The organism is Sphingomonas pokkalii (assembly GCF_003096275.1).
GTDB lineage: Bacteria > Pseudomonadota > Alphaproteobacteria > Sphingomonadales > Sphingomonadaceae > Sphingomonas > Sphingomonas pokkalii.
In genome coordinates this window covers 461624-483670 of sequence record NZ_QENQ01000001.1, presented here as the reverse complement: position 1 = coordinate 483670, position 22047 = coordinate 461624, and the positions used below count along the sequence as shown (strand labels likewise).

General features: G+C 68.5%; 18 protein-coding genes. 9 read left to right on the top strand and 9 right to left on the bottom strand.

Annotation, left to right across the window (positions count from 1 at the left end; all coding sequences use genetic code 11):
- The 3 genes from DD559_RS02340 to hemC are packed head-to-tail and all read right to left on the bottom strand — an operon-like array spanning window position 1 to window position 2487.
- Window positions 1-891: a hypothetical protein gene (locus DD559_RS02340; RefSeq protein ID WP_116467771.1), complete on the bottom strand. Its 891-nt coding sequence runs from the start codon at window positions 889-891 to the stop codon at window positions 1-3.
- 31 nt (window positions 892-922) lie between these two features.
- Window positions 923-1585 carry a uroporphyrinogen-III synthase gene (locus DD559_RS02335; RefSeq protein WP_116467770.1) on the bottom strand — a complete coding sequence of 221 codons (663 nt, stop codon included), beginning with the start codon at window positions 1583-1585 and terminating at the stop codon, window positions 923-925.
- Window positions 1582-2487, bottom strand: a complete 906-nt coding sequence (gene hemC / locus DD559_RS02330; RefSeq protein WP_116467769.1) for a hydroxymethylbilane synthase — start codon at window positions 2485-2487, stop codon at window positions 1582-1584. The genes DD559_RS02335 and hemC overlap by 4 nt, the downstream gene beginning before the upstream one ends.
- Before the next feature lie 276 nt (window positions 2488-2763).
- On the opposite strand from hemC, the gene tsaD reads away from it, so the two are divergent.
- Complete coding sequence (gene tsaD / locus DD559_RS02325) at window positions 2764-3789, top strand: tRNA (adenosine(37)-N6)-threonylcarbamoyltransferase complex transferase subunit TsaD (protein ID WP_116467768.1); 1026 nt, start codon at window positions 2764-2766, stop codon at window positions 3787-3789.
- Window positions 3786-4763, top strand: coding sequence for an NAD(P)H-dependent glycerol-3-phosphate dehydrogenase (locus DD559_RS02320; protein WP_116467767.1), 978 nt, complete (start codon window positions 3786-3788; stop codon window positions 4761-4763). The genes tsaD and DD559_RS02320 overlap by 4 nt, the downstream gene beginning before the upstream one ends.
- 719 nt (window positions 4764-5482) lie before the next feature.
- On the opposite strand, the gene DD559_RS02315 is transcribed toward DD559_RS02320, so the two are convergent.
- A complete protein-coding gene (locus DD559_RS02315; RefSeq protein ID WP_116467766.1) occupies window positions 5483-5644 on the bottom strand; it encodes a DUF1674 domain-containing protein in 162 nt (53 codons plus the stop codon).
- Window positions 5645-5760: 116 nt separating this feature from the next.
- On the opposite strand from DD559_RS02315, the gene DD559_RS02310 reads away from it, so the two are divergent.
- From DD559_RS02310 to purH, 4 genes are all read left to right on the top strand, one after another.
- Entirely contained in the window at window positions 5761-7032 is a 1272-nt protein-coding gene (locus DD559_RS02310; RefSeq protein WP_116467765.1) for an RsmB/NOP family class I SAM-dependent RNA methyltransferase, read from the top strand.
- 132 nt (window positions 7033-7164) lie between these two features.
- On the top strand, window positions 7165-7821 hold the full coding sequence (gene rpe / locus DD559_RS02305) for a ribulose-phosphate 3-epimerase (RefSeq protein ID WP_116467764.1): 657 nt from the start codon (window positions 7165-7167) through the stop codon (window positions 7819-7821).
- Window positions 7818-9548, top strand: a complete 1731-nt coding sequence (locus DD559_RS02300; RefSeq protein ID WP_116467763.1) for a heparinase II/III family protein — start codon at window positions 7818-7820, stop codon at window positions 9546-9548. The genes rpe and DD559_RS02300 overlap by 4 nt, the downstream gene beginning before the upstream one ends.
- Before the next feature lie 40 nt (window positions 9549-9588).
- Complete coding sequence (purH, locus tag DD559_RS02295; RefSeq protein ID WP_116467762.1) at window positions 9589-11157, top strand: bifunctional phosphoribosylaminoimidazolecarboxamide formyltransferase/IMP cyclohydrolase; 1569 nt, start codon at window positions 9589-9591, stop codon at window positions 11155-11157.
- A 220-nt stretch (window positions 11158-11377) separates the two neighbouring features.
- Here the strand turns inward: purH and DD559_RS02290 are convergent, their stop codons facing one another.
- The 4 genes from DD559_RS02290 to nadB all read right to left on the bottom strand — a co-directional run bounded on the left by DD559_RS02290 (window position 11378) and on the right by nadB (window position 18692).
- Window positions 11378-12886 (bottom strand): lipopolysaccharide biosynthesis protein, encoded by a 1509-nt coding sequence (locus tag DD559_RS02290; RefSeq protein ID WP_206364424.1) that lies wholly within the window; start codon window positions 12884-12886, stop codon window positions 11378-11380.
- Window positions 12883-15639 (bottom strand): DNA polymerase I, encoded by a 2757-nt coding sequence (gene polA, locus DD559_RS02285; RefSeq protein WP_116467761.1) that lies wholly within the window; start codon window positions 15637-15639, stop codon window positions 12883-12885. Before polA ends, DD559_RS02290 begins: the two co-directional genes overlap by 4 nt.
- A gap of 55 nt (window positions 15640-15694) precedes the next feature.
- Window positions 15695-16804 carry a serine hydrolase gene (locus DD559_RS02280; protein WP_240610358.1) on the bottom strand — a complete coding sequence of 370 codons (1110 nt, stop codon included), beginning with the start codon at window positions 16802-16804 and terminating at the stop codon, window positions 15695-15697.
- A gap of 283 nt (window positions 16805-17087) precedes the next feature.
- Window positions 17088-18692, bottom strand: a complete 1605-nt coding sequence (nadB, locus tag DD559_RS02275) for an L-aspartate oxidase (protein ID WP_116467760.1) — start codon at window positions 18690-18692, stop codon at window positions 17088-17090.
- Window positions 18693-18785: 93 nt separating this feature from the next.
- Between nadB and DD559_RS02270 the strand changes: the two genes are divergently transcribed.
- Window positions 18786-19679, top strand: coding sequence for a CE1 family esterase (locus DD559_RS02270; protein WP_116467759.1), 894 nt, complete (start codon window positions 18786-18788; stop codon window positions 19677-19679).
- A gap of 182 nt (window positions 19680-19861) precedes the next feature.
- Window positions 19862-20650: a hypothetical protein gene (locus tag DD559_RS02265; protein ID WP_165830953.1), complete on the top strand. Its 789-nt coding sequence runs from the start codon at window positions 19862-19864 to the stop codon at window positions 20648-20650.
- A gap of 78 nt (window positions 20651-20728) precedes the next feature.
- Here the strand turns inward: DD559_RS02265 and DD559_RS02260 are convergent, their stop codons facing one another.
- Complete coding sequence (locus DD559_RS02260; RefSeq protein ID WP_116467757.1) at window positions 20729-21646, bottom strand: ABC transporter ATP-binding protein; 918 nt, start codon at window positions 21644-21646, stop codon at window positions 20729-20731.
- A 67-nt stretch (window positions 21647-21713) separates the two neighbouring features.
- Here DD559_RS02260 and DD559_RS02255 point away from each other — a divergent pair, with 67 nt between their 5' ends.
- Entirely contained in the window at window positions 21714-21944 is a 231-nt protein-coding gene (locus tag DD559_RS02255) for a zinc-finger domain-containing protein (protein WP_116467756.1), read from the top strand.
- Window positions 21945-22047 lie beyond the last annotated feature (103 nt).

The window sequence follows — 22047 nt, the reverse complement described above, 5'->3', positions numbered from 1 at the left end:
TCAGTCGTTCCTCGGTGTCTCCGGTGCCGGGGCGGGGGCGGGTGCCGGCGCCACGACCGGGGGTTTGGGCGGCGTTGCAGCTGCCGCCTTCTCTATCTCGTCCAGTGCCTTGCGGGCATTCACATAGCGGGTCGCCGCGCCGGTCCAGCCCTCGGCGATCGAGGCGCCGGGCATATGTGCGATTTCAGCGATGGCGGTTTCGACATTGCCCGCGGCCAGGGCGCTGCGGGCGCGCCGCAGCCGCTCGGCCGGGCGCGGGCTCGGCATACCCACCTGATGAAGCACGAACAGATCGCTGACAAAGGCGCGGATCCGCACCCACAGGCTATCGTCCGGCCCGGTTCCCAGGCGTGGCGCGATCGTATCCAGCGCGATGCGCAGATCTTCCAGGGTCAACGGATCGGACGCGGCCGTCACGATCGCCGCCACCGCGGCAGGATGGCTCTCGCCGAAGCGGGCACGCAGCTGCTGTTCCAGGCTGCCCAGCGGCTGGCCGCGCTCCACCGCGCGGCGCACGGCGGCGGCGACCATCAGCCGTTCGGCCTGGGTGGAATATTGCGCGGCGTTGCGCGCGCTCGCATCGGCATCGCGCAGCTGCCGTTCCAGTGCGTCGAGCCGTCCGGCGAGCGCCACCTCGCGGGCATCGAGCGTCGCGACATCCGTGGCGGGCGGCAGCGTGGGCTTGGCCGCCACGGCCGGGACCGTGGGCGTTGGCGCCCCGGCCGGCTTGACAGCGGACGGCGGTGCCGTGGCCGAATGCGGCCCGGCCAGCTCGATCAGCCCTGCGGTCAGGGCAACGCCGCCCACAAAGCCCAGCCCTCCTGTGATCCATCGGCTACGCAGCAAGGAAGGGTTGCGGACCGGCTCGGGCGCCAGGGGCTCGTCGCTCATGGCGCCCTTTTCGCCGGGTGAAGCCGCGCGGTCAATCACAGAGCGCAATGGCGGTGTCGATCAGCGCTTCGGTTTCGGGATGGGATGCGACCGCCACGCCGGCCCAGCCGGTTCCCGCCGCCGCCGCGGCCGCCGCGCTGACCGCCGCGACGATGATCGATGCGCGGTCCGGCACGATCTCCGCCAGCCGCGCGCCGGCCCGTGCCGACTGGATCAGCGCGACGCTTCCGGCCAGCGCGGCGATCTCCGCCGCAGCGATCGGCAGCGCCTCGCTGGCATAGACCGGCACCACCGCCGCAACGATGCCACCGGCTTCCAGCGTGCGCTCGCGCCCGGCCAGATGCAGCGCCCGCCGCACGCCGGCGGCGGCAGCCTGATTCACCAGCGCCGTCGCTCCCGCCGACCCGACATCGACCACGTCGAGATGCGCGCGGCGCGCGGCCGAGGCGGTCGCCTCCCCCACCGCATAGACCGGCAGCCCCTGCAGCGCCGCCAGCCCCTCGCCCGCCCAGCGCACGGCATTGGCGCTCGTCAGGATCAGGGCGTCGAACGCGGCCGCGTCGGGCACGCCCCAGGCGATCGGGCGCGTCGCGAACAGCGGCAGCCGGATCGCCCGCCGCCCGCGCCCTTCGATCGCGGCGGCGGTGATGCGATTGCCCGGCTCGGGCCGCAACACCGCGATCGGCCGATTCATCCGGCGAACAGCGCGCGCACCGCATCGGGCGCACGATCCAGCAGATCGCGCGCAAGCGCAGCGGGCAGCATCGGATCTTCCGGCGCGCCTTCGATCATGCCATGGACATGGGCGCTGCCATCTTCGGAGAACAGCTCCGCCTCGATCGTCAGGATCGCCCCCTCGATCGTCGCCAGCGCCGCGACCGGCGAGTGGCAATCGGCCAGCAACGCCGCCAGCAGCGCGCGTTCGGCAAGCACGCACGCGCGCGTCGCCGGATGATCGATCGCGGCCAGCAGCCCCAGCATCCGCGAATCGCCTGCGCGCACCTCGATCCCCACCGCCCCCTGGGCCGGGGCAGGCAGCATCACCTGAAGCGGCACGGCATGGCCGACATCATGCCGCCCCAGCCGCGCCAGCCCGGCCGAGGCGAGCAGCGTCGCATCCGCCTCCCCCGCCGCCAGCTTGGCCAGCCTGGTGTCGACATTGCCGCGGAACAGCACGGTCGTCACATCGGGCCGGTGCCGCTTCACCTGCGCGGCCCGCCGCGGCGATGCAGTGCCGATCACCGCGCCCGGCTTCAGCGCCGCCAGCGTCTCGGCCCCCACCAGCCGATCGCGCACATCGGCGCGCGGCAGCATCGCGGCGATGACGATCGCCTCCGGCCGCACCGTCTCGACATCCTTCATCGAATGCACCGCGCAGTCGATCTCGCCGCCCAGCAGTGCGCGGTCCAGTTCCTTGGTCCACAGCGCCTTGCCGCCGATTTCGGCCAGCGGGCGATCCTGCACCTTGTCGCCGGTGGTGCGCACCACGACGATCTCGCCCTCGATGCCATGCGCCGCCTTCAGCGCATCGCGAACCATGGCTGCCTGTGTGAGAGCGAGCGGCGAACCGCGCGTACCGATACGAAATCCCGTCATGCGCCAACTGCTAGGATTGTGGGCTGGCAAGGGCAATGGGGGCGATACCGGAGGCTATTTTGGTTCACGCGGAGGCGCGGAGAACGCAGGGAGCGCGGGCAATGCTGCGGCGTCAGCCGCCTCAAAATACGCGTGGCAGAAAGAGGGCCGCTGGCGCGGCAGGCGATGCCCCTCTGCGCTCTCTGCGCCTCTGCGCGAACAAAAACCTCCGCGTCTCCGCGCCTCCGCGTGAACCAAAACTCTGGACCACGCGCCCAAGCAGCTTAGATGGGAAGCATGGCACTCATCCTCGGCCTTGAATCGAGCTGCGACGAAACCGCAGCGGCCCTCGTCGATAGCGACGGCACGATCCGCGCGCACAAGCTGGCGCGGCAGGAGGAAGCGCATCGCCCCTATGGCGGCGTCGTGCCCGAAATCGCCGCCCGCGCGCATGTCGAAATGCTGGGCCCCTTGGTTGAAGCCGCGCTCGCCGAAGCCGGCGTCACGCTCTCGCAAGTCGACGCGATCGCCGCCACTGCCGGCCCCGGCCTGATCGGCGGCGTGATGGTCGGCCTCGTTACCGGCAAGGCGCTGGCGCTCGCGGCCAACAAGCCGCTCGTCGCGGTCAACCATCTGGAGGGCCACGCGCTGTCCCCCCGCCTCGGCGCCCCGAGCCTCACCTTCCCCTATTTGCTCCTCCTCGTCTCGGGCGGCCATTGCCAGTTGCTGCTGGTCGAAGGCGTCGGCCGCTATCGCCGCCTCGCCACCACGATCGACGATGCCGCGGGGGAAGCGTTCGACAAGACCGCCAAGCTGCTCGGCCTCGGCTTTCCCGGCGGCCCGGCGGTGGAAGTCGCCGCCGCGCGCGGCAATCCCAAAGCCGTCCCCCTGCCCCGCCCGCTGGTCGGTTCGGGCGAGCCGCATTTCTCCTTCGCCGGCCTGAAAAGCGCCGTCGCCCGCGCGGTGAACGACTATAGCGCCGAGGATCTCGCCGCCTCGTTCCAGCAGGCGGTGGTCGATTGCCTGGTCGATCGCACCCGCCTCGCGCTCGCGATCACCCGGCCGACCGCGCTCGTCGTCGCCGGCGGCGTCGCGGCGAACACGGCGGTGCGCGCCGCACTCGAATCGCTGGCAAGCGAGCACGGCCTGCCCTTCGTCGCCCCGCCGCTCTGGCTGTGTACCGACAATGCGGCGATGATCGCCTGGGCCGGCGCCGAACGCTTCGGCCAGGGGCTTACCGATCCGCTCGACTTCCCGGCCCGCCCGCGCTGGCCGCTCGATCCGGATGCGGAAAAGGTCCGCGGCGCAGGAGTGAAAGCATGAGGATCGGCGTGATCGGCGGCGGCGCCTGGGGCACCGCATTGGCGCAGGTGGCGGCGCGCGACGACGCCCCGGTCCTGCTCTGGGCGCGCGAGCCCGACGTGGTGGAGAGCATCAACGGTGCCCATGAAAACCGCGCCTTCCTGCCCGGCGTGCCGCTCTCCGCCAGCATCCGCGCGACCGGCACGCTTGCCGATCTCGCCGGGCTCGACGCGCTGCTCGTCGTCGCCCCCGCCCAGCATGTCCGAACCGTGCTTTCGGAAATCGCAGTCGGCACCACCCCGCTGGTGCTCTGCGCCAAGGGGATCGAGGCGGGCACCCGCCTGCTCGTCGGCGAAGTGGCGCGCAGCGTCGCGCCGCACGCGCCCATCGCCGTCCTCTCCGGCCCCACCTTCGCCCATGAAGTCGCCGCCGGAAAGCCCACAGCCGTCACCCTCGCCTGCGAAGACGAAGCGCTGCGCACCCGGCTGGTCGAGCGCCTCGGCGCCCCCGCCTTCCGCCCCTATGCCTCGGCCGACGTCACCGGCGCGGAGATTGGCGGCGCGGTGAAGAACGTCCTCGCCATCGCCTGCGGCGTCGTCGAAGGCGCCGGCCTGGGCCTCAACGCCCGCGCCGCGCTGATCGCGCGCGGCTTTGCCGAAATGACCCGCTTCGGCCTGGCGCGCGGCGCGCAGGCGGATACGCTGACCGGCCTGTCGGGCCTAGGCGACCTCGTCCTCACCTGTTCCTCGACCAATTCGCGCAACTTCTCGCTCGGCGTCGGCCTGGGCCAGGGCCGCAGCGCCGCCGAACTGCTGGCCGACCGCAAGACGGTCGCGGAGGGCGCCTTCACCGCCCCGGTCCTCCGCGAAGCCGCGGCGGAGGCGGGCGTCGACATGCCGGTAGTCGCCGCGGTCAACGCCCTGCTGGAAGGCGCACCGGTGGCCGATGTGATCGAAGCGCTGCTCAGCCGGCCGCTCAAGGCGGAGGCGGTGTAGGGGATTTCCTACAGGGGTTGGTCTTGGTGTGTTCCGATTTGCACTTTGACATGATCGGTATGGAACGAAGGGAACGCTGAAGGCAGCTGCCGCCCATGTGTGGACGTAGCAATCTAGTGAGAGCTTATGCCCGTGAAAGTACTCCTCCCCCTCGCTTTGCTCTTGGTCGGTGCAGCGCCCGTCGACCATCCTCGCACGTACCTGCTTTCAATCGGGAGCGTTCCGCTGAAGGACACCGAGAGCATAGAGGGGTTCTCCATCAAGACCTGGGGAGTTCGGTTCCGGGCCGTATGTAGCATTCCCGCCGGTTGGAGGATCAAAGCTGGCAGCAGCGCTACCCCGAGAGGCGAACTCGAAGGAGTAGGGAGCCAAGGCGCAACATGGTTCAATCATGGCAGCCCGAAGGAGCTTCAATCATTCGTGCTTGTCACACTCTACGCTCCAGTTCAGCGTATGGACCGAGGATCACCTGACAACGGAGTCCCTGCGACTTTTCAGGGAACCGCAACGATCAGCACGGATGACGGTGACCTACAGCGCCCCCTGACCTATAGGAATATAACTCTCAAGCCGGCACGCAGCTGCCCCGTCAGATAGCAGCGGCTTCCCACCACGTCCCGCCACGCCGCCTCGCTTAGAATTTAGAGGCTGGCCATTGCAGTCCCCCTCAAACGCTCCCACACCTGTCACGAACCTAATCTTACGCGTTCGTGCCGCGCTCAGAAATCGACGGCGATGCCCTTCAATTCCCAGTCGCCATAGCGCACCGGATCCTTCTCCAGCGGGTCGTGTTCCGGCCGCTGCATCGGTTCGGGCTTGGGCACCGGCGGGCTCTTCGAGAGATATTCAGGCGGCTTCACATGCTCGGGTCGCTTGCCCATCGGGATTGCCTTCCTTGGTTGCCCGGCCCATGTCGGCCGCCAAAGGAGCATGGTCAAGTGAACGGTTGGGTAGCGGTACAGGATGCGCGGGCAGAGTATGACGGGGGAACGTGCTGATGGCCGGCCCCACGCCGCGCCGGAACGAGCAGGATGCCCCCGGCGTCCCCGCCCGTCAGGCGGCGCTGAAGCTGCTCGATGCGGTGCTCCGCCGCGGGCTGGCGCTGGAACAGGCACTCGATTCCGCGGCGCGCGGATTGGCCCCCAATGATCGCGGCCTGGCCCATGCGATTGCGGCAGAGGCGCTGCGCCGGCTGCCCGATCTGGATGCACTGATCGATTCCGCCACCCGCCAGCGCCTGCCTGATGATGCCAAGGCACGCTTTGCGCTGCGGATCGCGCTGGTCCAGGCGATCGCGCTCGGCACCCCCGGCCATGCTGCGATCGCGACGGTTCTGCCGCTGGTCGATGGCGGGCCGCGCAAGCTGGTCCACGGCGTGTTCGGCACGCTGATGCGCGGCAATGCGACGCTGCCCGATCTGCCGATGCTGCCCGATGCCGTCGCGCTACGCTGGCAGGCTTTGTGGGGCGACGAGATGGTCGAGGCCGCCCGCCACGCCATCACCTCCCCGCCGCCGCTCGACCTCAGCCTGCGCGATGCGGGGGTGGAGGTGACCCATTCGACCAGCCTCGCCCCGCTGCACGCCCGGCTGGAGCCCGGCACCAGCGTCCCCGACCTCCCCGGTTTCGCCGAGGGCGCATGGTGGGTGCAGGATCTCGCCGCGTCGATCCCCGCCCGGCTGATCGGGGCCGGCACCGGCACCGCGCTCGACCTGTGCGCCGCGCCGGGCGGCAAGACGCTGCAGCTCGCCGCCGCCGGTTGGCAGGTGACCGCGGTGGACGTCGCCGAAAACCGGCTGGTGCGCCTGCGCGAAAATCTGGAGCGCACCCAGCTTTCCGCCACGGTGATCACCGCCGATCTGCTGCGCTGGGCGCCGGCCGAGCCCGCCGATGCAGTGCTGCTCGATGCGCCGTGCAGCGCCACCGGCATTTTCCGCCGCCACCCGGACGTGCTCCACCGCGTCCGCCCCTCGCTGGTCACCGAAATGGCGGAGCTGCAAGCCAAGCTACTCGACCGGGCCGCCGCCTGGGTAAAGCCGGGCGGGACGCTGGTGTTCGCCACCTGCTCGCTGGAGCAGAAGGAAGGCGAAGCGCACCTCGCCCCCTTCCTGGCGGCGCATCCCGACTTCACGCTGGTGCCCGCCACCGCCGACGAGCTGCCCCCCGGCATCACGCCGCGCGAGGACGGATCGGTCCGCATCCTGCCGGGCATGTTGGCCGATGCCGGCGGGCTCGACGGCTTCTTCATCGCCCGGTTCCGCCGCGGTTGATCGCGGGGGCGGACCGGCTGGTCCCACCCCGGCACCAAGCTGTGGATAAAGCTGTGGAGAAGCCGTGGATCAGCGGTGGACACGCTGCCCCTGCGGTTGCGCCCGACTCGCCGCTTGCCTAGGAGATCGATCATGTCCGTCCGCATTGCCCCTTCGATCCTCTCGGCCGATTTCGCGCGGCTCGGCGAGGAGATCCGCGCCATCGACGCCGCCGGCGCCGACTGGATCCATGTCGATGTGATGGACGGGCATTTCGTGCCGAACATCACGATCGGCCCCGCCGTCATCAAGGCGCTGCGCCCGCACACCGCCAAGCCGTTTGACGTCCACCTGATGATCGCGCCGGTCGACCCGCTGCTCGCCGCCTTTGCCGATGCGGGTGCGGACACGATTTCAGTGCACCCGGAAGCCGGCCCGCACCTCCACCGCACGCTCCAGACGATCAAGGCGCTGGGCAAGCGCGCCGGCGTGGTGCTCAACCCGGCGACCCCGGTGAACGTGGTCGATCACGTCATGGACATGGTCGACCTGATCCTGGTGATGAGCGTGAACCCCGGTTTCGGCGGCCAGAAGTTCATCGAGAGCCAGTTGCCCAAGATCACCGAACTGCGCCGCCGAATCGAGGCGAGCGGTCGGGCGATCGATCTGGAAGTCGATGGCGGCGTCGATCGCGAAACCGCACCGCGCGTGATCGCCGCCGGCGCCGATGCGCTGGTTGCCGGCACCGCCACCTTCACCGGTGGGCCCGATCGCTATGCCGCCAACATCACCGCATTGAGAGGCCTTTGACCGATCCGACGCCGGACTTCGCCGCCGACGGAGTTGAGGAAGGCAAGCGGTTGATCCGGGTGGGGGGCGATCACGGCCTGTCGCTGGCCGATCGCATCGCCGACCGGTTTCAGCGCCTCGCCTGGCGTTCGCCTTTCTACGCCATGCGGCTGAAGGGGCGGCATCCGCTCAAGCTGATGACCGTCGCCGACGATCCCTTCTTCGGCGATGCCCGGCGCGGCAATGCACTGCTCGAAGGCGCGTTGCAGCTATGCGGCGAAGTCCGGGAGATCGAGACGCTCGATTTCGCCAAGGCCGACTGGTCGCCCGCCTTCACCCAGCATCTCCAGGGCTTCGCCTGGCTGCGCGACCTGTCCAGCGTCGCCACCCGCCAGCAGGGCGCGCCGATCGCCGAACACATCATGCGGCGCTGGCTGAAGGTGCATGGCGAACAGGTGGCGGCCCCCGCCTGGCGGCCCGATCTGGTCGGCCGCCGCATCCTGCTCTGGGTCGCCCATGCGCCGCTGATCCTGTCGTCGACCGACCAGGTCTATCGCTCGGGCGTGATGCACGCCCTGGCCCGCGGCGCCCGCCATCTCGACCGCAGCGCCGACAAGGTGCCGGCCGGCGCCCCACGGCTCGCCGCCTGGGCGGGGCTCACCGTCGCGGGGCTGGTGCTGCCGGGCGGCGATCCCCGCCGCGCCTTTGCCGAGGCGGGGCTCAACCGCGCGATCACCGCGTCGGTCTATGAGGATGGCGGCACCGTCGGCCGCTCGCCGGATGGCCAGCTCGACGCGATCCAGCTGCTGACCCTGCTCTGCGAAACCTACGCCGCCCGCCGCATCGAACCGCCGGCCTTCGTGCTCGGCGCGCTCAACCGGATGGTCGCCGCACTGCTCGGCGTGTGCCACGGCGATGGCGGCCTCGCCAGCTGGCAGGGCTGCGGGCCCGTCAACGGCGCGCTGATCGAGCAGACGATCGAGGCCACCGGTGTCCGCACCCGCCCGCTCAAACAGGCACGCGAATGGGGCTATCAGCGCCTTTCCTGTGCCGGCACCGTGCTGATCCTCGACGCCGCCCCGCCGCCGGTCGCGCGCGTGGCGCAGACCGGCTGCGCCTCCACCCTCGCCTTCGAGCTTTCCGACGGCGCGGACCGCATCATCGTCAATTGCGGCGGTGGCCGCGCCGCCGATGCACAGCTCCCCGCCGAGCTGGTCCAGGGCTTGCGCACCACCGCCGCGCATTCGACGCTGACGCTGGGCGACAGCAACTCCACCGCCATCCATGCCGACGGCACGCTCGGCCGGGGAGTGAGCGAAGTGGAACTGGTGCGCCACGAAACTGAACATGCCAGCCGGATCGAGGCAGCGCATGACGGCTATGTCCGCCGCTTCGGGCTGCTCCATCGCCGCGAGCTTACCCTGTCGCACGACGGACGCGATCTGCGCGGCGAAGATCTGCTGCTGCCCGCCGGCAAGCGTCGGCTCGACTCGACGCCCTTCGCGCTGCGCTTCCACCTCGCCCCCCAGATCGAAGTATCGCCCACCGCCGACGGACATGGCGCCATCCTGCGCACCCCTTCGGGCATCCTGTGGCAGTTTCGCGCCAAGGGCGGCACGCTGGCGATCGACGAGAGCCTATGGATCGACGCGCGCGGCCGGCCGCACGCCACCCAGCAGCTGGTGCTCCAGGGTGAGACCCCGGCGGGCGGGGCCAGCCTGAACTGGGTGTTCCACCGCTCGAAATAGGGCTTGCTCCGCGCGGCCCGATTGGAGAGAGGGGCGGGCCATGGACATCAAGATCACCCGCGCACTCCTCTCGGTCTCCGACAAGACCGGGATCGTCGAACTCGGCCAGGCTCTGGCCGCCCAGGGCGTCGAGCTCGTCTCGACCGGCGGTACCGCCACCGCCCTGCGTAACGCAGGCCTGGAGGTCCGCGACATCTCGGACCTGACCGGCTTCCCGGAGATGATGGACGGCCGCGTGAAGACGCTGCACCCCAAGGTGCATGGCGGCCTGCTCTCGGTCCGCGACAATCCCGAGCACCAGGCCTCGATGGCCGAGCACGCGATCGCGCCGATCGACCTGGTGGTGGTGAACCTCTATCCCTTCGCCCAGACCGTCGCCAAGGGCGCGGATCGCGACGAGATCATCGAGAATATCGATATTGGCGGCCCGTCGATGGTGCGCTCGGCCGCGAAGAATCATGAGTCGGTGGCGATCGTCACCGATCCGGCCGATTATGCGCTGGTGATGGGCGGCACGACGACACTGGAGCAGCGCCGAAAGTTCGCCGCCAAGGCCTATGCCGCGACCGCCGCCTATGACGCGATGATCTCCAGCTGGTTCGCCTTCGCCGACCAGGGCGAGGCGTTCCCCGAAACGCTCAACATCTCGCTGAAGCGCGGCCAGGCGCTGCGCTATGGCGAGAACCCGCACCAGCAGGCGGCCTTTTATGCCGCGACCGGCCCCGCCGCGCGCGGCATCGGCCAGGCCCGCCAGCTGCAGGGCAAGGAACTGAGCTACAACAACTATAACGACGCCGATGCGGCGCTCGAGCTGGTCAGCGAATTCCGCGACGGTCCGCCGACCGCGGTGATCGTCAAGCACGCCAATCCGTGCGGCGTGGCGAGCGGCGCAACGCTCGCCGAGGCCTATGCGGCGGCCTTCGCCTGCGACACCGTATCGGCCTTCGGCGGCATCATCGCGGTCAACCGCCCGCTCGACCGCGCGACCGCCGAGCAGATCACCGGCATCTTCACCGAAGTGGTGGTGGCCCCCGACGCCGACGAAGAGGCGCTGGCGCTGTTCGCGGCGAAGAAGAATCTCCGCCTGCTGCTCACCGGCGAACTGCCCGACCCGGCGCGGGCGGGCCTGTTCGCCAAGTCGATCGCCGGCGGTTGGCTGGTCCAGGGCCGCGACAACGGCATCGTCATGCGCGACCAGCTCAAGGTCGTCACCAAGCGCCAGCCGACCGAGCAGGAACTGGCCGACTGCCTATTCGCCTGGACGGTGGCCAAGCACGTCAAGTCGAACGCGATCGTCTATGCCAAGGACGGCAGCACCGCCGGCGTCGGCGCCGGCCAGATGAACCGTCTGGAAAGCGCCCGCATCGCCGCGTGGAAGGCCAAGGACGCCGCCGACAAGGCCGGCTGGGCGCAGCCGCGCACGATCGGCTCGGCCGTGGCATCGGACGCGTTCTTCCCCTTCGCCGACGGCCTGCTCGCGGCGGTCGAAGCGGGTGCGACCGCGGTGATCCAGCCGGGCGGGTCGATCCGCGACGACGAGGTCATCGCGGCGGCCGACGAGGCCGGGCTGGCGATGGTGTTCACCGGCATGCGCCACTTCCGGCACTGAGGCACAAGCGCCGCGCTTCCGGTTGGGGGCGCGGCGTTGCGACATGCCACCCGTCACCCCGCGAAGGCTGGGGTCCATTGACGCTGGAGCTGCGGTTCTTTCCCCGGACGTTCAGGCGAATGGATTCCCGCCTTCGCGGGAATGACGGTGGGGGGCGCCCCCTCCACCACCGCCTGCGGCGGCGGTCCCCCTCCCCCAGCTTCGCCGAGGGAGGAAACACTTACGCCGCCTCCGCCGTCGCCCCCCCGGCCCGCGGCACCTTGCGGAACAGGGCGCGGTCCTCGGGGCCGAAGCCGAAGCGGATGATGACGTAGAGGAAGGTGACCAGGATCGCCGGCATCCCCAGGCTCATTTCCGCCCATTCATAGCGATGCGGCAGCGCCATGAACGCCGCGCCGACCAGCCCGGCAATGACGACGGCGGCGAAGAAGCTCGGGCGGATGCTCACCACCGGCGCGCCGAGCTTGGCCTGGAGCAGCAGGCCCTTGGCGATCGAACCGATTGTCAGCGAGAGCGCCAGCGCCACCGCGGGCGCGGCCGACTGCACCGGCACCGACCAGCCCTGCCCCCGCGCCACGACGATCAGCACGAAACTGAGCGCGATCTGGAGCATCAGCACGCAGACCGAGATCATCAGATTGGTGTGCCGGGCGATATAGATCAGCGCCGTCTCGCACACCGCGCCGGGCGACGCGAACACCTCTGCGAACAGCAATACGCACAGCACCGCCGAGCCGATCACGAATTCGCGGCCGAGCAGGCCCATCACCCCCTCGGCGGGAATCGAGAACATCACCGCAAGACCCGCCTGCGCGCAGAGGATCCAGAAGCCGACCTGCCGCACCTGCCGCGCCACCGCCGGGCGGTCACCGGCGGCGAGGCTTTGGGTGATCACCGGCCCCAGGATCGGGTCGAAGCTCGATTTCAGCCGCTGCGGCACCGAGGCGACCTGCTGCGCCATGTAATAGATGCCGACCACCGAGGGCGCGAACAATAGGCCGAGGATAAAGCGATCGACGTTGCGCGTCGCCCACTCGATCGCATCGGCCCCCGCCAGCGGCGCATTGAGCCGCGCGAGCCCCCAGATCACCGCCGGCTGGGGGCGCCAGCCCAGCGGCAGGCCATATTCGCGCACGAACGGGACGAGCGAGGCCACCAGGGCAGCCGACATCGACAGCACATAGGCCATTAGCAGCCCGTCGCGCGTGGAGACGAACGAGAAGACCCAGGCGGCGATGCTGATCGTCCACGGCTCGATGATCGCCCGCGCCGTCACCGACGCGCCGATATTGTGGCGATAGGCGAGCGCCGAGAGCGAGACATCGGATAGCGCGATGGCGATCACCACCAGCGGCAGGAAGCGCTCCAGCCCCATCACCGGGCTGTTGGGGAACAGCGCCTGCGGGAACAGGATCATCACCCCGCTCGCGATCAGCGCCGCGACGAAGGCGACCACCAGCGCATCCCACACGACATGGGTGTGCGGTCGATCAGTGCTGGACAGCGCCTGTGCGAGCCCGCGCTTCAGGCCGATCGTGGCGACCAGCGCCACGAACTCGATCACCAGCACCGCGATGGCGTACCGCCCGACAATCTCCGGCCCATAGGCACGGCCGGCGATGAACAGGAACGGCAGCCGCGCCACCAGCCGGATGAGGAAGCCCAGCATGTTGGTGCGCCCGCCCTTGGCCAGCGCGTTGATGTCTTGCGACGCTTCCCCCTGGCTCAATGCGCGGCGCCCCAGCTGGGGCCGACGCCGATCTCCACGCCGAGCGGCACGGTGAGCTGGATCGCCGGTTCGGCGGCGGTGGCCATCACCCGCTCGATGATCGGCCGCGCGGCCGCGACATCGCCCTCGGGCAGCTCGAACACCAGTTCGTCATGCACCTGGAGGAGCATGCGGACCTTCTCCAGCCCCGCCTCGCGCAGCGCCGGGCCCATCCGCGCCATGGCGCGCTTGATGATGTCGGCGCTGGTGCCCTGGATCGGCGCGTTGATCGCGGCGCGCTCGCTGCCCGCCCGCTCATTGGGGTTGGAGGCCTTGAGCCGCGGGAAGTGGGTCTTCCGGCCGAACAGCGTCGTCGTATAGCCGCGCTCCTTCGCCTCCCGCAGCGTATCGGCGATGTAGCGGTTGATGCCGGGGAAGCGCTCGAAATAGCGGTTGATCATCGCCTGCGCCTCGTCCGGCGTCACGTCGAGCCGGCCGGCCAGGCCCCAGCGCGAGATGCCGTAGAGGATCGCGAAGTTGATCGTCTTGGCACGACCACGCGTGTCGCGGTTCACCTCCCCGAACAGTTCCATCGCGGTCATGCTGTGGATGTCGTCGCCATTCGCGAAGGCGGTGCGCAGCGCCGGCACATCGGCGATGTGCGCGGCCAGCCGCAGCTCGATCTGCGAATAGTCAGCCGAGAGGATGACGTTGCCCGGCTCCGCCACGAAGGCGTCGCGGATCTGGCGGCCGGTCTCGGTGCGCACCGGAATGTTCTGCAGGTTCGGGTCGGTCGAGGAGAGCCGCCCGGTCTGCGCGCCGGTGAGGCTGTAGCTGGTGTGGACGCGCCCAGTCTGCGGGTTGATCTGCGCCTGCAGCGCGTCGGTATAGGTCGACTTGAGCTTGGACAGCTGGCGCCAGTCGAGAACCTTCAGCACCATCTCGCGGCCGGGCGAATCCTTGTCGGCGGCGATGCGCTCCAGCTCGTTGACGTCGGTGGAATAGACGCCGGACTTGCCCTTGCGGCCGCCCTTGATCCCCATCTTGTCGAACAGCACGTCGCCCAGCTGCTTGGGGCTACCGATGGTGAACTTGAAGCCGGTGATGGCGTGGATTTCCTCCTCCAGCGCGGCGATCTGCTGCGCGAAGTCGGACGAGAGCTTCGACAGCACCCCGGCATCGACCTTGATGCCGGTGCTCTCCATCTCCGCCAGCACCGCGACCAGCGGGCGATCGACGCTCTCATAGACGCGCGTCACGCTCTCATAGGCGAGGCGCGGCTTGAGGCGCCGCCACAGCCGCAGCGTGACATCGGCATCCTCGGCGGCGTAGCGGGTCGCCGCCTTGAGATCGACCTGGCCGAAATGGAGCTGGTTCTTCCCCGTGCCGACCACGTCCTTGTAGGCGATGCAGCTATGGGCGAGATGGGTGGCGGCAAGCTCGTCCATGCCGTGGCCGTGCAGCCCGGCATCGAGATCGAAGCTCATCACGATCGTGTCGTCATAGGGCGCGACGCGGATGCCGGCGCGACCGAGCACGATCATGTCGTACTTCAGATTGTGGCCGATCTTGAGGACGGCGGGGTCCTCCAGCAGCGGTTTCAGCCGGGCGATCGCCTCGGCGCGGTCGAGCTGCACCGGCTTTTCGGCGAACATGTCGGTGCCGCCATGGCCAAGCGGAATGTAGCAGGCGAGGTTGGGCGCCAGCGCCATGCTGACCCCGACGAGATCGGCCTGGGTCGCATCGAGCCCGCTCGTCTCGGTATCGATCGCCACCCAGCCCTGGTGCCGCGAGACGGTGATCCAGCGATCCAGCGCGTCCAAGTCGGTCACGGTCTCGTAGCCGTCATGATTGCAGGGCGGATCTTCCTCGACACCGGGCGCCTCGTGCGTCTCCACCGGCGCGTCGGCGACCGAGGACAGCCGCGAGAGCAGCGTCTTGAAGCCGTGATGCTCGAGGAAGGCGCGGAGCGGCGCGTCGGGGATGCCCTGCAACTCGAGCGCTTCCAGCGGCTCGGGCAGCGGCACGTCGCAGGCGAGCGTGACCAGCTTGTGGCTCAGCCGGGCGAGATCGGCATGCTCGATCAGATTGTCGCGCAGCTTGCCCTTCTTCATCTCCGGCGCGGCGGCGAGCACCGATTCGAGATCGCCATGTTCGAGGATCAGCTTGGCCGCGGTCTTGGGGCCGACGCCGGGGACGCCGGGGACGTTGTCGACGCTGTCGCCCATCAGCGCCAGCACTTCGCCGAGCTTTTCCGGGCCGACGCCGAACTTCTCGCGCGTATCGTCGGGCCCCATGCGCCGGTTGTTCATCGTGTCGAGCATGTCGACCGACGGATCGGTCATCAGCTGCATCAGGTCCTTGTCGGAGCTGACGATCGTCACCTGCCAGCCCTGCGCCAGCGCGGCCTTGGTGTAGCTCGCGATCAGGTCGTCGGCCTCCCAGCCCAGCTCCTCGATGCAGGGAAGGCTGAAGGCGCGCGTCGCGTCGCGGATCATCGGGAACTGGGGGACCAGATCTTCCGGAGCCGGCGGGCGGTGCGCCTTGTACTGGTCGTAGAGATCGTTGCGGAACGTGTGCTCGGACTTGTCGAGGATCACCGCCATGTGCGTCGGGCCATCGGCCTTGTGCAGCGCGTCGACCAGCTTCCACAGCATCGCGGTATAGCCATAGACGGCCCCCACAGGCTCGCCATGCTTGTTCGTCAGCGGCGGCAGCCGGTGATAGGCGCGGAAGATATAGCTGGAGCCGTCGACGAGATAGAGATGGGGCATGGGGCGGGAGATAGCAGCGCCCGCACGCTCCGTCATCCCGAACGACGGCCTGTTTTCAGCCGCCCGCCTGATGTTCGGCGACGACCGCACGCACCACGGCGTGCATCAGCAGCTGGCGCTCGTTGATCGGCCGCGGCGTATCGCCGATCATCACCGCCAGCGCAAAGGAGCGGCCATCCGGCGCGGTGAGCAGCGCCACGTCGTTATAGCCCGCGGTACGGCCGAACAGGTCCTGCCCCGTGCCGGTCTTGTGCGCGAGCTGCCACCCCGGCGGCAGCGCGCCGCGCAGGCGGTGCTTGCCGGTGTGCGAGGCCTGCATCGTCGACAGCAGCCACTGGGTGGAAACGGGCGAAAGCAGCTCGCCGCGCTTCAGCCGCGCCAGCGCGCCCGCAATGGCGAGCGGCGCCGCGCCGTCGGGCGGATCGGCGACATAGGACTGATAGGCGGCGACGCGGGTGGCACGCGGCAGCTGGGCGCGGGCGACCGCGAAGCTGTTACCCATCGAATATTCGGGCTTCCACGCCGGCAGGCCCGAAGTGCCGAGCTGGAGCAGCTTCTCGCCCGGTCCGAAGCGGATCGAGCCGAGCGCATTGCGCGCGATGAACGAACGCACCGCCGGCGGCCCGCCGACGAGGCGGAGCAGCTTGTCGTTGCAGGTATTGTCGCTCATCGTCAGCGCGCGGCGCATGATCTCGCCGACGGTGCTGTGGTAACCTTGGTCGCCCTTGACCAGCGACGCGACCGGCTGGTGGAACAGGGTGAAATCGGCGCGGGTGATGACGAGTGGGTCGCTTAGCCGGATGCGGCCCTGGTCGACTTGGTCGAGCACGGTCATCGCGACCCATAGCTTGGAAACGCTCTGCTGCGGCAGCCTGCGCGCGCCGCCCTGCGAGGCGGTCCAGTTGCGATCGACGCTGGTGACGGCGATACCGACGACGCCGTCGAAATTGCGGGCGACTTCCGACAGGCGATTCACCAGCGCTGCCGGCGGCGGCACTTCAGCACGCGGCGCGGCATGGGCGGGCGGAATCGGCAGCAGCACGCCGTAATTGGGCGCGGGCAGATAGGCGGCGAGTTCGGGATGTTCGTGCACCGCGCAGCCGAGCAGCACCGCGGGCCCAAGCCCCGCGACGGTCAGCGCACGCTCGACCTTGGAGAACCGAATTCTACGCACCGCAACCAACCTCTTGCCCAAGCCCATCATGCGACTGCCCCTAGAGGCGGCAAAGCAAGGGATTGCCGCAATGCGACGAAGCGAGTCGGTGGAGCGACGAGGCGTGAAGTCGCTGCAGCACCCGACCCACACCTTTCGTCATTCCCGCGCAGGCGGGAATCCATTGGCCGTGCCGGTGCGGCTCCTGCTTCGACTGCACAGGCGAATGGATCCCCGCCTCCGCGGGGATGACGGGTGGATTGGAGAATGCGCAGGGGCAGAAAGCCTTGTCGATTCAAGGCACCAATACCGTGTCTACGGCCTCGGCCGCCATCTCCGGATAGTCGAGCGTGTAGTGCAGCCCGCGGCTTTCCTTGCGGTGCAGCGCCGAGCGGACGATCAGGTCGGCGCTTTCCAGCAGGTTGCGCAGCTCGATCAGGTCGGGTGTGACGCGGAAATGGCCGTAATAGTCGGCCACTTCCTCGCGCAGCAGCTTGATGCGGTGCGCCGCGCGCTCCAGCCGCTTGGTCGTCCGCACGATGCCGACATAGTTCCACATGAAGCGGCGGATCTCGGTCCAGTTCTGCTTGATGACGACTTCCTCGTCCGAATCGGCGACGCGGCTCTCGTCCCAGGGCCGGATCGCCGGCGGCGGCGGCAGGTCGCCCCAATTGCCCAGGATGTGATTCGCCACCGCCTCGCCGAACACGAAGCATTCGAGCAGCGAGTTGGACGCCAGGCGATTGGCGCCGTGCAGCCCCGACTGGCTGACCTCGCCCGCGGCATAGAGGCCCGGCAGGTCGGTCCGCCCGTCGCGATCGATCATCACCCCGCCACAGGTATAATGCTGGGCGGGCACCACCGGGATCGGCTCCTTGGTCATGTCGATGTCGAGGTCGAGCAGCCGGTGGTAGATGGTCGGGAAATGGTGCTGGACGAATTCCGGCCCCATATGGCTGATGTCCAGGTGGACATAGTCGAGGCCGAGCCGCTTGATCTCATGGTCGATCGCGCGGGCCACGATGTCGCGCGGCGCCAGTTCCAGCCGGGGGTCGAAATCGGGCATGAAGCGGTGCCCTGCCTCTTCGCCCGCATCGGGCGGCAGCAGCAGATGCCCGCCCTCGCCGCGCACCGCCTCGGTGATCAGGAAGTTCTTGACGTCGAGATTGTAGAGGCAGGTCGGATGGAACTGCATCATCTCCATGTTCGAGATGCGGCAGCCCGCGCGCCACGCCATCGCGATGCCGTCCCCGGTCGCGCCGCGCGGGGCGGTGGAAAAGAGATAGGTCCGCCCCGCCCCGCCGGTCGCCAGCACGGTCGCGCGGGCGGTGAACAGCTCGACGCGGTTGGTCTGGCGGTTGAAGGCATAGACGCCCCAGACATTGCCCGCGCCCGAATAGCGGAGCTCGTGCCGGCTGGTGGCGAGGTCGATCACCACCATATCGGGCACCAGCGTGATGTTGGGGTGCGCCTGCGCGGCGCGGAGCAACGCGGTCTGCACGGCGAGGCCGGTCGCATCGTCGACATGCGCGATGCGCCGGTGGCTGTGGCCACCCTCACGGGTGAGGTGCAGCGCATTGCCCTCGGTGTTGAACGGCACGCCCAGCTTCACCAGCCGCTGGATCGCGGCGGGGGCGTTTTCGACCACCATTTCCACCGTCGCGCGGTCGTTGAGGCCGGCGCCGGCGACCATCGTGTCCTCGATATGGCTTTCGAAGGTGTCGCCCTCCTCCAGCACCGCGGCGATGCCGCCCTGCGCCCAGGCGGTCGAGCCCTCGGCAAAGCCGCCCTTGGCCAGCACCGTCACCTTGAAGCGATCCGCCAGATGCAGCGCGGCGGTGAGCCCCGCCGCGCCGGAACCGAGGATCAGGACATCGCTTTGGTGGTTGGTGTCGGGCAAAGAGGCACTCCTTCGCGTGCGCTTAAAGCGCGCATGGGGCGGGTTCCGCAATCCCTACCCTCGGGCATAAGGGGTTAGCGAGAGGAGAAGCAGATGCGATTGGGCTGGTGGATCGGAGTGGCGGCGCTGTTCGGCAGCGGCTCGGCGCAGGCGGCGACGTGTCGGCTGGGCGCGGCGGGAACAACAGTGTCGGTGACGATCGAGGGCACCGGGCGCTCGATGCTGGTGCATTTGCCCGCCGGCCGCAGCACCGCGCGGCTGCCTTTGGTGTTCGTGTTCCACGGCAGCACCGGCAAGGGCCGCGACATCCTCGCCCAGTCCAAGCTGGAGGCGACCGCGGACCGCCACGGCTTCCTGCTCGCCGCGCCCGATGGCGGCATTCCGGCCGAACAGGGCTTCGTGTGGAACATCCCCGGCGTGCCGACGGTGACCGGCAAGGTGCCCAGCCCCGACGATGCCGACGACGTCGCCTTCGTGAAGACCGCGATCGACCAGCTGGCCGCCAAGGGCTGCGTGGACCGGTCGCGTGTCTACGCCACCGGCTATTCGGGTGGCGGGCGGATGACCTCCTGGCTCAGCTGCGTCGCGGCAGACCGCTTCGCCGCGATCGCGCCGGTGGTCGGCCTGCGCGCTGGCAATCCGTTGAAGGAAACGCCGCGCGTCCCCGATCCGGCGACCTGCACGCCGTCGCGGCCGATGCCGGTGCTGGCGTTCGCCGGCGATGCCGACACCACCAACCCGATCCAGGGCGGCGGCGCGGGCTATTGGCAGTACACGATGCACACCGCACTGGTCCGCTGGGCAGATCTGAACGGGTGCCGCATGGGGCCGGTGGAGCGCGAGGTTTCGGCCGACGTGAAGGAGGAGCGCTTCACCCGCTGCTCGGGCGGCGCGGACGTGGCCGGTCGGGTGAAGCACGGCGCCGGCCATGTCTGGGTGGCAGACAACGAGGCAATGTGGGCGTTCTTCGCTGCACATCGGCAGTGAGAAAATCGGCGGCATGAAAAACGAAAATAATCCGCCGGAAGACCGCCACCTTTCGTTCGATGGGGAATTGTCAGTCCCCCTGAAGCCATGCAAAATCCTCCCTTATGAGGACGAGTTTGATAGCTAAGGGATTTGGGTCCCTGCTTTTGCTGATAGCGCCTGCGTCGCCACAGTCCGCTCAATTGTCTTCCCGCGCAGGAGAGACATACGAAATCACCCAAAGCTACAAAACGTCTGAGGAAGCGAGCGACGGCTCGTCGGGAAGCTCCAGCGGTAGCTACACGATCCGCGAACGTATCCTCACCGAACGGGACGGCGGCTTCGAGATCGAATATGATTTGCCGCCCCAATCTACCGCCAACGATCGTGCTGACAACTGGCAGCTTCCGGCACGCGTATTGAAGATTCCTGGTCGCTCCATGCAACTGCTGAACGCGGACCAGCTGGAAAGGCGACTTGGCGATTGGCTCAAAGCTGCCAAATGGGATCGTTCGGTTTGCGGCCGATGGATTTTCACGTGGAATGCATTCCGCATAGACTGCGACCCGCATTCGATCATCGAACGTGTCGACATCATGAATTTGGATGCCCAGGATCTTCACGAAGGCGCCGCCTATAAAGATCCACAAGCCATAGGCCTTGCGCACTTAGCACGGAATGTGAGCGCTTCTAACGGCACGACTTTGCGCGTGACGGCATCGGTTGATCCCGAAAAAATCAAACGCCAGCGCGCGGTGAACGACGTGGCCGTCGGAGAGATTTCGCAGAAGCCGGTTAGCCTGGAAAGCGCCCTTCGTGCGCGTTCTGGGGAGCAGGTTTCCGGGTCTATTTCGGTAGTGTGGGAAATTGATGAAACCGGCTCGGCTAGAAAGCGCACAAAGACGACCACGGTAGAAATCCGGCGACCAGACGGTATCACGGAAAAGCGCATGTCGACCGACATCGTAGAGCGCCGACAGATCCTCCAATAGGGAATGTACGCGACGGCGGCTTGCGTTCTCGTCCCGCGTACACAACGCGGGCATCAGCCAAAGCGGCCGACCGCCTCCCTACGCCGCCCGCGTCAAATTCAGGAACACATCCTCCAGGTCCGCCTCGCGGGTCGACACGTCGACGATCCCCAGCCCCGCCGCCTGCACCGCACCCAGCACTTCGCCGGCGTTCGCCTGGTCCTTGCGGTAGGTGATCACCAGCACCCGCTCGCCCTTCAGCTCCACCTTCTGGAAGCAGGCATTGTCCGGTGCGGCGGCGATGTCGCGGTCCACCGTCACCTCGACCACCTTTTCCTGCGCCATGCCGACCAGCTCGCGGGTGGGCTTGTTGGCGATCAGCTGGCCGTGGTTGATGATCGCGATGCGGTCGCACAGCTCCTCGGCCTCTTCGAGATAGTGCGTCGTCAGCACCACCGTGACGCCGCGCTGGTTGAGCTGCTTCACATAGGCCCAGAGCTGCTGGCGCAGTTCGACGTCGACGCCCGCGGTCGGCTCGTCGAGCACGATGATCGGCGGGGAATGGACCATCGCCTTGGCGACCATCAGCCGCCGCTTCATGCCGCCCGAAAGCGTGCGCGAATAGGCATGGGCCTTGTCTTCAAGATGCACCGCGCGGAGCAGCGCCATCGCGTCGAACTTGTCCTTGGCCACGCCGTACAGGCCCGCCTGGATCTCCAGCGTCTCCTTCGGCGTGAAGAAGGGATCGAACAGGATCTCCTGGTTGACGATGCCGATGCTCGCCTTGGCGTTGCGCGGGTGCGCGTCGATGTCGAAGCCCCAGATCGCAACCTTGCCGTCGGTCTTGTTGACCAGCCCCGCCAGGATGTTGATCAGCGTCGACTTGCCCGCGCCATTGGGGCCGAGCAGCCCGAAGATCTGCCCGCGCGGCACCTCGAAGCTCACCCCGTCCAGCGCGCGCTTGCCGCCGGAATAGGTCTTGCAGAGAGTGTCGATCGCGATCGCAGCCTGGGTCATGGGGCGCAGCTTTAAGACCCTGCGCATCCGATTGCGAGCCCCCGCGCGCTTTGCTAAGGCGCGGGGCATGATCGCCCCGCCCGAAGTCCTCCGCACCGCCCAGTCCCGCGTCGCCTGCGACGGCACCGGCCCCGGCCTGCCCGCCGCGCTCGGCCACCCGCGCGTATTCCTGCAGATCGACGAATCCGGCTATGTCGATTGCGGCTATTGCGATCGCCGCTTCGTGCTGATCGGCGGCCCCGCCGACGGCGCCGACCAGAGCCAGCTGCCCGATCACCCGGCAGGCGCCAGCATCTGAGCTAAAAGCGCAGCCCGGTTTCGCATGGACTAACCGAGGCCTTTACTTTCTTGGCATTCCACTTTCTCGGGCATATCAATGTACCGGCAAGTGGAAGGGGCCG

Excerpts from the sequence above, each read along its gene's own strand:
- DD559_RS02340 (WP_116467771.1), bottom strand. The coding sequence starts at position 891 with ATGAGCGACGAGCCCCTGGCGCCCGAGCCGGTCCGCAACCCTTCCTTG.
- DD559_RS02335 (WP_116467770.1), bottom strand. The coding sequence starts at position 1,585 with ATGAATCGGCCGATCGCGGTGTTGCGGCCCGAGCCGGGCAATCGCATC.
- hemC (WP_116467769.1), bottom strand. The coding sequence starts at position 2,487 with ATGACGGGATTTCGTATCGGTACGCGCGGTTCGCCGCTCGCTCTCACA.
- tsaD (WP_116467768.1), top strand. The coding sequence starts at position 2,764 with ATGGCACTCATCCTCGGCCTTGAATCGAGCTGCGACGAAACCGCAGCG.
- DD559_RS02320 (WP_116467767.1), top strand. The coding sequence starts at position 3,786 with ATGAGGATCGGCGTGATCGGCGGCGGCGCCTGGGGCACCGCATTGGCG.
- DD559_RS02315 (WP_116467766.1), bottom strand. The coding sequence starts at position 5,644 with ATGGGCAAGCGACCCGAGCATGTGAAGCCGCCTGAATATCTCTCGAAG.
- DD559_RS02310 (WP_116467765.1), top strand. The coding sequence starts at position 5,761 with ATGGCCGGCCCCACGCCGCGCCGGAACGAGCAGGATGCCCCCGGCGTC.
- rpe (WP_116467764.1), top strand. The coding sequence starts at position 7,165 with ATGTCCGTCCGCATTGCCCCTTCGATCCTCTCGGCCGATTTCGCGCGG.
- purH (WP_116467762.1), top strand. The coding sequence starts at position 9,589 with ATGGACATCAAGATCACCCGCGCACTCCTCTCGGTCTCCGACAAGACC.
- polA (WP_116467761.1), bottom strand. The coding sequence starts at position 15,639 with ATGCCCCATCTCTATCTCGTCGACGGCTCCAGCTATATCTTCCGCGCC.
- DD559_RS02270 (WP_116467759.1), top strand. The coding sequence starts at position 18,786 with ATGCGATTGGGCTGGTGGATCGGAGTGGCGGCGCTGTTCGGCAGCGGC.
- DD559_RS02260 (WP_116467757.1), bottom strand. The coding sequence starts at position 21,646 with ATGACCCAGGCTGCGATCGCGATCGACACTCTCTGCAAGACCTATTCC.
- DD559_RS02255 (WP_116467756.1), top strand. The coding sequence starts at position 21,714 with ATGATCGCCCCGCCCGAAGTCCTCCGCACCGCCCAGTCCCGCGTCGCC.